Consider the following 10,995-nt stretch of genomic DNA (forward strand, 5'->3'; position numbering starts at 1 on the left):
CATCCCTCGGCAATCTCACGCCGCGGGATTTCGCAATGAAATCGAGACTGGAAACCAAGGCCGCATGAGGCCAGAAATCAACCGACGGATTCTCCCAAAGGCTGGAGGGAAGCCGGGTCTCAGGTCAGAATGAACATGGAAGAGCCAGGCTGGGTTTTCCTGCGACATCAGGGAGAGTTGCGTTGAGTTGCGCAATTCAGACGTCGGCATTGATAGCAGCGAAAGTCCGAAGTCCGCCCTTCGTGCCGATTGCAGCGATGAGCGTAGGCGGCGGCTCTGGAGCCCGAAGCCGTCCAATGCTTCGGGGTGCGCGAAACGTCCGGTCTTCATACGCACGGTCTTGGAGGTATGCCCGAAAGTCCCAGGACGATGGTAGTGACCCCAGCCGCACCGCCGGAATCACTTCCAGCCTATGACCCGTGCAGCATCGCGCTCAGGATGTCCTGTGGGGGCGGCAATTCTGGCAGGATGCACGAAATGCAGGTGCTTCGTTTCGAACCGGTTGCGGCGACAGGCAATAGCTCACAGCATGAGCCGCGAGTCGTGGTGTTGGGGGAACTCAGATGAAAGCGCGTGTGAAATGGGTCGAGGAACGTACTTTTGTCGGTGAATCTGGGAGCGGTCACAAGCTTGTGCTTGGCACATCCCATGGGCCCGATGGCAGGACTCCGGGTCCGAGTCCAATGGAGCTTGTGCTGATGGGAACGGCTGGTTGCTCGGCTTGGGATATCGTGCACATCCTTGAAAAGGGTCGGGAACCCGTGGAGGACTGCGTTGTCGAGGCCGACGCCGAGCGCGCGACCGAAGATCCTAGGGTCTTCATTCGCATCCACTTGCATTTCATTGTGAGAGGCAGCGGGCTTTCCCGCGCCAAGGTCGAGCGAGCGATCGATTTGTCCGTAGAGAAGTATTGCTCGGCCTCGGCTATGCTGGCGAAGACGGCGACAATCACCCACGATTTCGAGGTCATCGAGACGGACTAGCCCTCCGATCCTGCCAGTTTCGATTGGGGGACGACGCTGCGGCTGCTAGACTGCGCTCTCTATCGGGTGCCGTGCCAAGTCGCATGGCAGACCGAACCAGGGAGGAAACCATGGACAACGTCTACCCAGTGACCGAGATCTACGGCTCGTCGGGCGAGTCGATCGATGACGCGATCCGCCGGGCAGTTGCTGCAGCGCAAAAGACGTTGCGGATTCTTGAGTGGTTCGAGGTCACTGATATTCGTGGTCACATCCAACCGGACGGTACGATGGGCCATTTTCAGGTGGGGGTGAAGCTCGGCTTCCGGCTCGACCAGAAATCCGCGCCGTCTGATTAGTGCACAGGCAGGCTCGAAGTCCGCACAAGTGCTGGAGGACAACCGCAACTGGCCCCTCGACCCGATAGCGGTTGATGGAAAGACGCGCACCCTCGCGGAAGCCTTACATCTCGAGCGGGTATCCAGGCCTTAACGGTACTGATCAGCCTGCTTCTGCCACTCTTCGGGAAACGGCTCGAGCAACCGGGCCAGCGTCACCTCCGGCCCCTGCTTCCCGTTCAAGATCGCTTCGACAATGTTGGGCGCGAGCAGCGTCAGGCGCAGGACGCGTGTCATGTAGGACGGCGCGATCCCCTCTCGTTCGGCCAGCTCGGCGATGGTGACGTACTCGCCAAATTCCAGCATCCGTTTCCACCGGAAGGCGCGGGCCAGCGCCTTGGTCAGAGCGCTGTCGGTCCTGCGCGGTTGCCTGGCGCCTTCGGGCAGATGCATCTCCTTCCGGCCGCCGCGCTTCACGACACAGAACGGGACGCGGAGCGTCACCGTCTCGGGGATCGGCGCCCCGCCATTCATGCGGCGGCGCCCAGTTTGCAGGCCAGCATCTCGCGCGCGAGACCTGAGAGGCCGTCCACGCGGAGCTGAATGTTCAGACCCTCGGTACCGATGTCGATCCGCTCGACCAGCAGGGCGACAATCCGTGCCTGCTCGGCGGGAAAGAGTTCCTCCCAGAGCGGATCGAGTTGCTGCAGGGCGGCGCGGGCGTCGGCCTCGTCGATCTCGCCATCCTGCGCCCTTGCCGCTTTCCAAGTGCCGGCGACGATCTCCGGCTGGCGGAACACGGCGCGGAGCTGGTCGATGATGGCGGCCTCGATCTTGCAAGCAGGGACACGGCCCACCGGACAAGCCCCCGCGCCGTGCTTCAGCACCGTCTGGCTGACATTGTAGCGGTAGAGCCTGCCGCCCTTGCGGGTGTGGGGCGGTGAGAAAGCGGCGCCGTCCGGGCCGTGGAGCAGCCCCTTCAGCAGAGCCGGCGTCTCGGCGCGGGTGCGCGCGGCGCGCTTGCGGGGGCTTTCCTTCAGGATGGCGTGAACGCGGTCCCATGTCTCGCGATCGATGATGGCCTTGTGCTCGCCGGGATAGCTGTCGCCCTTGTGGACCGCCTCGCCGATATAGGCGCGGTTGTTCAGCATCCGGTAGAGATACTTCTTGTCGCTCCGGTTGCCTTTCGGCGTGAGGATGCCGCGTATCTCGACCTCGCGCGCCAGTTCGGTGCCCGAGCCGATCTCGAGAAAGCGAGCGAAGATCCAGCGGACGTGCTCGGCGCGTTCTTCATCCACCAGCAGCTTGCGGTTCTCGACCCGGTAGCCGTAAGGCGGCACGCCCCCCAGGCGCGCGGGGATGGTGTCGGTCGTGGCGTTCTCCGTTTCTCGGTGGTTGCATGACCGCTCTGGTCGGGCGAGTTGTGTAGCAGAAATTCTCCATTTCCTTCATTGAGTTGCCCGCTATCCCGCTTGCGAAGGCGGATGAGGCCGAGGGCGAGGATCGCGCAAAGGGCGGCGCGCCGCTCCATCGGCGACATGAGGTTCGGGTTCAGGGGGTTCATTCCGCGGCCTCCATCCTGGCCGACGCACGGCGAGGAACGATCCCGAGCCAGCCGCGAGCCCCATTGACCTTGCAGACCTTGAAACCCCGGCTGCGCAAGGTGGACCCGAGCGTTTTCTGCGACCCGGGCTCGATCCCCGTTGCGTTTGCCCATCCTGACCAGTTTTCGAACAGAGCCCTGGCGGAACTGCGGTGTTCCTCCCCGATTGCGCAGCACTCTTCGATCCACTGGCCGACCAGATCCTCGTCTTCGAAGTAGGTGTGTGCCGCCGCCTGGACGGATTCGGGTGGCGAGAGACCGATGCGCTGCCATTCAGCACAGCCCTCGAGCATCCAGCCCAGGATGCCGTCCGACTCCTCGAGAAGCCTCTCGAGCAGGTGACGGTCACGCCTCTCCGGCGGGATGGTCACGGTAAACGGGACGAGATGGAGGCGTCGACGCATCGCTTCGCCGACGCCGGAGAGCGTGGGAAGGTGGTTGCCGGCGACGAGCAACTTGAACTGCGGCGTGAACTCGAAGAAGTCCTGGCGCATGAAGTTGGCCCGGATCTTCTCGCCGCCGGTGATCTGCTTGATGCGGCTCTCGGCCCAGGCGCGGCCAGCTTCGGTTTCGCCGACAGTAACAAGCCGGGCGGCACGGAGGCCGGCAAGTTCCGACAGGTGCCGGTCCGTCCGAGAAGCCATGAAGGTTTCCTGGGTGGCAGGCACTGTGCCGGATGTCCCGAACGAGCCGATGGAGATCCGGATCGTCTATCAGGAACCGGACGGAACCATGCGGGACCAGAAGGGCAATGTCGTCGAGGAAGACGCCCCCGGCATCATCGCCATCGACGGCCGGCTCTGATCCCGAAGACCGACTACACTAATGCGCCGCCGTATCGTACAGACCTGCGCAACCAACGTTACGCAGTTCTGTACATGGTAAGAGACGCTGCCCCATCCCTGCAGCTTGTCGCCTACGAGCGGGTCTCGACGGCCCGGCAGGGCAGATCCGGCCTGGGGCTCGAGGCACAGCGAAAGGCCATCGATAACCTCGTTGCCGAACGCGGCGCCGACCTGGCAGGGCGGTTCACCGAGGTCGAGAGCGGGCGGCGGAACGACCGGCCGGAACTGGAGAAGGCGCTCACCCTGGCAAAGCTCACCGGCGCGACCTTGGTCATTGCAAAACTCGACCGGCTCAGCCGCAACGCCACCTTCCTGCTCACCCTGCGCGACAGCGGCGTCCGGTTCATCGCTGCCGACATGCCGGAGGCCACGGCTCGAATCCGATGTCACGCAGAAGATGTGCGCTCATGTCAGTGGTCGCGCGGCGAAATTCTCTGCGGTAACGCCGGTCGGGATTGCAATCACGTTTCCAGAACATCGTCGTCTCCATTGAGTTCGAGGTGGCAGCCGCCGGACGGGACACGGCGCAACCGGCGGCCGCGAGGTCGAGCGTCAGTTCGTAGGAAGCATGACCCGATAGAACGGTGCCCTGGCGGCGTCGGCCTGCTCGACAGGATCAAGGCGCGGCGCGTCCACCGGCGGAAGGGATTGAAGATAGGCAGCAAGCGCCTCGACATCCTCGTCGCTCAAGGCCGCGAAGGACGGCCAGGGCATGGCCGGCGCGAGGATACGACCATCCGGGCGGATGCCCTGGCGGATGGCATCCGCAATCTCGGTCTCGGTCCACGACCCAAGCCCGGTGTCGGCTGGAGTCAGGTTGGGCGCCCAGAAAACTCCGAGCCCCGGGATCTCGAAGCCGACATTGCCGCCCGATAGACCCGCTTCGAGAATGGGAACGCCGTCGGCTCCGCGCGGCATGTGGCAGCCCGCGCAATCCATGATCCGGGCGAGATAGGCACCTCGTTCGACCGGATCGGGATCGGCGTCGGCACGAATGCCGGCGGTGACGAGGACAAGGGAGGCGAAGAGAAAGGCAGGACGGGACATCATCATTGGTCTCCTGAGAAAATGGTTCTGCTAAACGCGACGGACGCAATCAGGCCGCAGTCTTGCTGCCGGATTTCGCACGAACGTCGAAGCGTCCGTTTGGGTCGTGTTCTGCACGCAGCGCGCGCAGCCTCTGGCCTGCCTCGGCGGAAAGAGTCGGAAGCGGTGCGGTCGGCCGATCGAGATCGGACTCGCCGACATAGCTGCCGGTCGCGAAACTGCGACAGCTTTCGACGGTGTTATGCAGCCAGCCAAGGTTCGCACTGTCCTCGGACGCATCGGTCCAGATTCCGTAGAGCGTCGAAAAGACCCGGCCGACGCGGGAAAAAGCCGCGTCCGTCGGAACCGCACGGGCATTCGATCGCAGGGCGACAAGGCCGAAAGACTGTGGTGACGGGGCGGCCCCCATCCCGTGCAGGATAGCGGTCAGCGCTTCGGCGAAGCTTCCGTCAGACCAGACGCTGTCGACACCGTATCGGCTGCCCTTCGGCGTGGAGGCGCCCGTCATCTCGTAAAGCGCAGCCAGGGGAGTTGGCATCGGACCCGCGATCTCGACCGCCCCATCGGGCGCATCGCGACCGAACTCGGAGCAAATTGCCAGCGCTTCGGCCTCGCCTGCCGCGAAGACGTTCGCAATGGCCGCGATGATCGGTCCGTCCGGTGTGCAGGCGATCTTGGCCGTGAACTCCACCGTAGCCGGCGCACGTGAAACGGCACGTTCGGCCCAGTCGGCGACAGCCTCCGCAGCGGACGCGGGATAGACCCGGACGACCGAGGTCAGTGCGCGGGGCGCCTCGTAGAGGCGGACGCGGTAGGCCACGACGATCCCAAAGAACTCCGGCCCTGCGCCACGGGCAGCCCAGAAGATGTCGGAATGTTCCTCAGCTGTGGCCGTCAGCATCCTTCCATCGGCCATCACGACATCGACGGCGAGGACCGAGAAACAGGCAATGCCCCATTCCCCCGAGTTCCAACCAACACCACCGCCAAGAAGGTAACCGCTGACCGTCACGTCGCCGCAATGACCAACCGGAAAGGCCAGTCCGTGTCGGTCGAGCGCGGCCGAAAGGCGCGTGTTGGTCACCGCAGGACCAACCGTGGCGGAACGCCCGGCAACGTCGATCCGCAGGAGGTCGAGCGCGCCGAGATCGATCACCATGCCGGCCCGCGCCGCGATGCCGGTGAACTGATGGCCGCCGCCGCGGGCAGAGACGCTGAGACCTTGTTCCGCCGCGAAGCGCACAGCCTCCTGCACGTCCTCCGTGCTTGCCGCTCGGACGATCACGGTGGCCTGGCGTTCCGGCTTGCGGCCATTCCAGACCAGCGCATCGGCCGCCTCGGCGTAGCTGGTGTCGAACATGGTGATGACGGTCCCGCGAATGCGGGCTTTCAGAGTTTCGTATGTCATAGTCGCAATCTCTTGTTTGATAGCGCCGGGCCGCCATCGGGCGGCTGTGCCGGCGGCTCACCGCAGGTTGATCAATCGAAAGAGCTTGCCGGCGGATGTTTCGGTGTCACGCGCCGGCCGTCTCCTGGCACGAACCGATAAATCAGCCGCCGGGAACCCGCATGCTAAGTGATCCCTCGCGAAATGCTCACGAATGCTAAGTTTTTGCTAACTGCCAGCCTCGCGCAGATCCGGCTCCTCCAGTGTGATGGCGGAGGACGCCACCAACCGGAAACGTCCGCGCCCGGATTTCTCGATCCGCAGGCAGCCTCCCCGCTCTTCGAGACGCTTGCGCAAAAGGATCAACCGTGCGTCGAGGTTCTCTGAATGCAGCGGAAGCCTCAGCGACGGGTCGAGTCGCAATTCGCGGGTCGTGAACTCGGTTCGCCCGCTGTCGCGGTGCTCGTTCAGCAGTCGCCAGAGTATCGCGCCCGCGACGCCCTTGATGAGATAGTCGTTTCCGAGAAAGACGCTCTGGTCGGCACGGAAAAAGCGGACCGTCACGTGATCTCCGGAAGGCGGGGACGCGTCCGGGTCTTCGGCAATCTCATCTGCCGCTTCCTTCCGTAGCAGCAGCATTCGTGCGCCGAGATGAGCTGCGACCAGGGCGAGTGCGTCCTCTTCCTCGTAGCCAAAGCGCATGACCTCGTCGGATTCGGCGAAGAGAACGCCAACCACCTGACCTTCCGCCGCGATCGGCAGGGCGATCTGGCTGCGCGGCGCGGCCAGCCCCGGGAACGGGATCAGCCTCGGGGCGTCGCAGACAACACCGCTGCGCCGCGCGATCTCGCTGATCGCCGCACCGTAGCGGTATTCCCGTGTCATGTGGCCGATCCGGATTGGTGTGTTTTCTTGCGCCGCGACGCCGATCACGCCTTCGCCGGGCGCAACCTCCGCTCCGACGCCAGTGGTGGAATAGCCGCGCGAGGCGACGGTATAGAGGCGCCCATCCTCGGTGCCGGCCATGAGCACCATCGACCAGGCGATGCCGAACTCCCGCTCGAGACATGCCGTGACTCCGTCGAGCAGGTCATCGAGATCGCCGCAGGCATCGAGCGACGCGAATGTCCGCCGAGTTGCGGCCAGCAGCGAGGGCCGGTCGGTCTCGGGAGGAAGGATCGGGCCAGGCACCTGATCGATCGACAGCACGCGGTAGATATCCGCGCCAAGCAGGCGAAACACATCCTCGACGCCATGATGCGAGGCGATTCCGGCAAGCTTCGCCTTCATGCTCTCGAAGAGCGGCCCACCGGTGCGAGTCTCCTCGAAGGCAAGCTCGAGCCGGTAATGCGAAAGCGTTCCCGGGTCTGTCACCAGCACCGCCGCCCGCTGCGTCGCCATGACGTTTCTACGCGTCTTGTTGAAGAACTGGTAGGACAGCGCGACCCTTTCGGGATCGACATAGTGGACCTGGCTGATCATCGAGACATTGGGAACACCGTCGGCGTCGCATGTCGCGAGAACTGAGGCCATGACGCCTTCCAGCGCCCGCCGAAGCCCGTCGATCCGCTGCGCCGTCACCGCGGGAGTTCCGTGCCAGCACCCGGGCCGGGTGTCTGGGTGAAAACACGCTCGGGGACCAGTTCGACGGCAACGAGATCATCCGGGTCGTAGACGGAATAACCTGCGGCCTGACGCGGCGAATACCCGATCTCCACCAGACCGTCCCGGAACAGTGATATCTGCCGATCCATCTCAGGAAGATCGTCCGAACAGGCGGCACAGAGACGGGCGCGGGATGCCTTGACCTGAAAGGACGTGTGATCGCGCGTCGCCGTGACCGTGACAGCCACAGCGCGGTCGCGCTCCAGCGCCGCTATCAGGGCCTCGTTCGGGCGCCTGCCGAGAAGGACGCGCAGGCTTCCGTCCGGCTTGACGCGACAGCCCACCGCGAGCCCGAGGATCGGCGCCCCGCGGTTATCGCTCGAGGCAACGGCAACGCCGCTTCCCCCTTGGGCAAGTGCAATCAGGTCGGGCGACATCGCGACGGGCACATTGTCGGACAGTTCGCTGCTTCGGGCCAATTCGCAGGGTTCTCCAGTTCGGCGTTGAGTGTTTTCTTGCAAGAGTGACCAAAATTTTCCCGGCAACTCGCCAGGACACGACCCCGGTGTCGCAATTTTGGTGAGCTCTGCGCCGGGTGGAGTCAAGGCGATGAAGCTTGAGCAGAGTTGGGCGGTGACGTTGAGTAACCCCAACGGTGCAGCGGCTCTCCGACGCGCCGCAAAAGGCGGAGACGCGCTTCGCGAGCCGGTCGTAGCCAATTCCGACGAGCACGCGAAGGCGCTCGCGCACGTCGTGCGGCAGCTGCAAGACGAGGGCCACACCACGCTTCGGGGATTTGCCGCCGAGCTCAATGCCCGCGGGATGCGGACGAGGCGAGGTGGGCGGTGGCACGTGTCGACTGTGATGAACTTCTTGAGGCGAATTGCCTGAGCCAAAGCTGGAACGGATACGCAGATGAGCTATCCTACTCACATGCGCTTTCCTTTCCTTCTCTCAATCCTGATCGCCACCGCCGCTCCGGCACAGGACGTGGAACTCGAGCTTGTCCTGCTCGCCGACGCATCAGGTTCAATCTCCGAGGCCGAGATCAGGTTCCAGCGGGAAGGCTACGCGAAGGCAATGACCGATCCATCCGTGCTGGCGGCCATTTCCGACACGGCCTACCGGTCGATTGCGGTCACATATGTCGAATGGGCGTCGAACACGGCGGTCGTTGTCGACTGGATCAAGATCGACGGACCGGACAGTGCTGCGGATTTCGCGAGCAAGCTGGTTTTGCCTGCGCGACAGGCTTATGGTCGCAACGCCATCGGGTCCGCCCTGCTTGATGCCAAGCGCATGATCGAGCGAAACGACTTCGACGGCTGGCGCAAGGTGATCGATTTCTCCGGCGACAGTCCGAACAACTATTCCGGCCCGACGATTGCGGCCGCGCGGGACGAGGTCGTGGCGGCCGGGATCACTATCAACGGCCTGCCGATCCTGTGCCGTTTCTGCGATACACCCGCGCGGTTTCCCGATCTTGGCCAGATCTACGAGGAGCGCATCATCGGCGGGCGCGGCGCCTTCGTCGTCACGGCGACCAGCGAAGAGGACCTGGCCGACGCCATCCTGCGCAAGCTCATCCTGGAGATATCGGGCGACATGCCGTCGCAGGAACTCGCGCAGCGTTAAGACGTTCGGAGGGGCAGGCTCGCGAAGGTCCCAACCAAGGACTGGAGCATTTCGGTAGAACGCATGATGCACTTCCTGGCTCGCCCCGTCTAAAGGGTTTTCTCCAGATGATGGTCGTTTCGGTTCGGTTTGCGAGTTTTTTGGAAGGTGTATTTGCCCATGTTTCGTCACGGTAAGGGTGGCTTGAGAAATCGGATCGCCGCCCGGGCAACTGGTCGCTGGCTGAACAATCTGGTGGAGAACTCGCACCTGCCATTCCGACGACGAGAGCAGTCGATGCATCGCTTCCGTCGGATGCGACGTCTACAGTTATTCGCCGCCGTCCACGCCTCGGTCCAAGACCATTTCAACTCGGAGCGCAGCCTCGCCTTTCGGTCCAATTTCAAGATGAACCGCGCATCGCCCTCGCCGAGTGGCGTCAACTCGGCTCGGCATAAGGGGCACTCGTCCTGGCCTTGAAGAGACCAGTTTTCATCGTTCAGATACCTCCGATACGAATGCAGAAAAGCAGCTTGCCGCCGGACGAACAACCATCCGGCGGCTGCATCGGGTGGCCGTTCCTATCCGAGTTCGACCTCCCACGACTTGAAGCTCAGCTTCGCCGTCGCAGGGCTTGCATCCGCGATCTTGCGAATGTTCGCCCATGTCTGCTTGTAGTTCGGCAGGATCAACTCGTTGACACCGCCGTTAATCACGTTGCCCTGGGTGCCCGAGGGCGCGCCGAACAGCATGAATGTCTCGTTCGGGCGCGCGGTCGGCTCCAGGTAGACCATGGCCTGGGTGGCGCCGACGTCGTTGTAGACCTCGACCATGTCTCCGTTCACCAGCCCCAGTTCACCGGCATCTGCCGGATTGATCTGGAGGAAGGGCAGCGGGAAGCGGTCGATCACGAAGTCGTTGTCCTGGTCGAGGAACCAGTTCTGCCAGTTGAGGTTGGACCGGCCGTTGTTGATGAGGAACCGGTAGTTGGCCTTCTGCTGCGCCTTTCCGGGCGCCTCGAGCCCGCGCCATCCGCCGAGGCAGAAGAGCGCCTTCGCGGCGACGTCCCTGTCGCCATGCATGTTTTCTTCCGTTCAACTGACAGGTAGGGCCGTGTAGGTCTCCCCGTTGGCAAGCAACGCCCATGCGGTGCGTGCGGTCTTGTTGGCGATTGCCACGGTTACGAGCCGCGTTGGCTTGCGTTCCAGCATGGCTCGAACCCAGGCCCCTGTTCGTGTGTGGTTGGTTTCGGCCCGGCGCGTCACCGACGTCGCGCCGACGACCAGCAGCCGGCGCAGATAGCCATTCCCCATCTTGGAGACCCTTCCCAGCCGCTCCTTTCCACCTGACGAGTGCTGTCGTGGCACCAGCCCGAGCCAGGCTGCAAACTGCCGGCCGGACTTGAAGACGGAAGGATCGGGGACACTGGCGGCGAGCGCCGTGGCGGTGAGGATGCCCACGCCCGGAATCGTCTCGAGCCGCTGGCTTGCGGCGTTCTGCCGGTGCCAGGTCATCAACTGCCGTTCCATGTTGCGGATCGCTTCGGCGATGTGCTCGAGTTGCGCCCCCAATGCCAGAAGTGCGGAACGGGCGA

At 63.7% G+C, this 10,995-nt stretch carries 13 protein-coding genes and 3 pseudogenes; 7 read left to right on the plus strand and 9 right to left on the minus strand.

The window, feature by feature from the left end:
- The first annotated feature begins 563 nt into the window (after window positions 1-563).
- Both EU800_RS24805 and EU800_RS24810 read left to right on the plus strand, forming a co-directional pair.
- Complete coding sequence (locus tag EU800_RS24805) at window positions 564-983, plus strand: OsmC family protein (RefSeq protein ID WP_129636158.1); 420 nt, start codon at window positions 564-566, stop codon at window positions 981-983.
- Window positions 984-1,093: 110 nt separating this feature from the next.
- On the plus strand, window positions 1,094-1,321 hold the full coding sequence (locus EU800_RS24810; protein ID WP_129636159.1) for a dodecin: 228 nt from the start codon (window positions 1,094-1,096) through the stop codon (window positions 1,319-1,321).
- Between the two features lie 129 nt (window positions 1,322-1,450).
- Here EU800_RS24810 and EU800_RS24815 read toward each other — a convergent pair whose 3' ends face one another.
- From EU800_RS24815 to EU800_RS24830, 3 genes and pseudogenes are all read right to left on the minus strand, one after another.
- Window positions 1,451-1,834 (minus strand): hypothetical protein, encoded by a 384-nt coding sequence (locus tag EU800_RS24815; protein WP_129636160.1) that lies wholly within the window; start codon window positions 1,832-1,834, stop codon window positions 1,451-1,453.
- Window positions 1,831-2,649 (minus strand): annotated as a pseudogene (locus EU800_RS24820) (recombinase family protein); the annotation flags it as partial. The gene EU800_RS24815 and the pseudogene EU800_RS24820, both read right to left, overlap by 4 nt.
- Window positions 2,650-2,860: 211 nt before the next feature.
- Entirely contained in the window at window positions 2,861-3,547 is a 687-nt protein-coding gene (locus tag EU800_RS24830; protein WP_129636161.1) for a phage/plasmid primase, P4 family, read from the minus strand.
- Between EU800_RS24830 and EU800_RS27060 the strand changes: the two genes are divergently transcribed.
- Together EU800_RS27060 and EU800_RS27745 are read left to right on the plus strand one after the other, a co-directional pair.
- Window positions 3,546-3,707 carry a hypothetical protein gene (locus tag EU800_RS27060; protein ID WP_165354841.1) on the plus strand — a complete coding sequence of 54 codons (162 nt, stop codon included), beginning with the start codon at window positions 3,546-3,548 and terminating at the stop codon, window positions 3,705-3,707. The genes EU800_RS24830 and EU800_RS27060 overlap by 2 nt on opposite strands.
- Window positions 3,708-3,781: 74 nt before the next feature.
- Window positions 3,782-4,093 (plus strand): annotated as a pseudogene (locus EU800_RS27745) (recombinase family protein); the annotation flags it as partial.
- A gap of 207 nt (window positions 4,094-4,300) precedes the next feature.
- Here EU800_RS27745 and EU800_RS24840 read toward each other — a convergent pair.
- The 4 genes from EU800_RS24840 to EU800_RS24855 all read right to left on the minus strand — a co-directional run bounded on the left by EU800_RS24840 (window position 4,301) and on the right by EU800_RS24855 (window position 8,266).
- A complete protein-coding gene (locus tag EU800_RS24840) occupies window positions 4,301-4,798 on the minus strand; it encodes a cytochrome c (protein ID WP_207210005.1) in 498 nt (165 codons plus the stop codon).
- A gap of 46 nt (window positions 4,799-4,844) precedes the next feature.
- Window positions 4,845-6,203, minus strand: coding sequence for an FAD-binding oxidoreductase (locus EU800_RS24845; RefSeq protein ID WP_129636163.1), 1,359 nt, complete (start codon window positions 6,201-6,203; stop codon window positions 4,845-4,847).
- Between the two features lie 207 nt (window positions 6,204-6,410).
- On the minus strand, window positions 6,411-7,763 hold the full coding sequence (locus EU800_RS24850) for a GAF domain-containing protein (RefSeq protein WP_129636164.1): 1,353 nt from the start codon (window positions 7,761-7,763) through the stop codon (window positions 6,411-6,413).
- A complete protein-coding gene (locus tag EU800_RS24855) occupies window positions 7,760-8,266 on the minus strand; it encodes a hypothetical protein (RefSeq protein ID WP_129636165.1) in 507 nt (168 codons plus the stop codon). The genes EU800_RS24850 and EU800_RS24855 overlap by 4 nt, the downstream gene beginning before the upstream one ends.
- A gap of 130 nt (window positions 8,267-8,396) precedes the next feature.
- Here EU800_RS24855 and EU800_RS24860 point away from each other — a divergent pair, with 130 nt between their 5' ends.
- The 3 genes and pseudogenes from EU800_RS24860 to EU800_RS27750 all read left to right on the plus strand — a co-directional run.
- Window positions 8,397-8,678 (plus strand): recombinase family protein, encoded by a 282-nt coding sequence (locus EU800_RS24860; protein ID WP_129636166.1) that lies wholly within the window; start codon window positions 8,397-8,399, stop codon window positions 8,676-8,678.
- A 24-nt stretch (window positions 8,679-8,702) separates the two neighbouring features.
- Window positions 8,703-9,422 carry a DUF1194 domain-containing protein gene (locus EU800_RS24865; RefSeq protein ID WP_242500823.1) on the plus strand — a complete coding sequence of 240 codons (720 nt, stop codon included), beginning with the start codon at window positions 8,703-8,705 and terminating at the stop codon, window positions 9,420-9,422.
- Window positions 9,423-9,632: 210 nt separating this feature from the next.
- Window positions 9,633-9,859: pseudogene (locus tag EU800_RS27750) on the plus strand (DDE-type integrase/transposase/recombinase); the annotation flags it as partial.
- Window positions 9,860-9,982: 123 nt separating this feature from the next.
- Here the strand turns inward: EU800_RS27750 and EU800_RS24875 are convergent.
- Together EU800_RS24875 and EU800_RS24880 are read right to left on the minus strand one after the other, a co-directional pair.
- Window positions 9,983-10,483 carry a molybdopterin dinucleotide binding domain-containing protein gene (locus tag EU800_RS24875; RefSeq protein ID WP_129636167.1) on the minus strand — a complete coding sequence of 167 codons (501 nt, stop codon included), beginning with the start codon at window positions 10,481-10,483 and terminating at the stop codon, window positions 9,983-9,985.
- A 12-nt stretch (window positions 10,484-10,495) separates the two neighbouring features.
- The coding region (locus EU800_RS24880; protein WP_129636168.1) for an IS110 family transposase at window positions 10,496-10,995 on the minus strand (500 nt) is incomplete at its 5' end.

The organism is Tropicimonas sp. IMCC6043 (genome assembly GCF_004146235.1).
Classification (GTDB): Bacteria; Pseudomonadota; Alphaproteobacteria; order Rhodobacterales; family Rhodobacteraceae; genus Tropicimonas.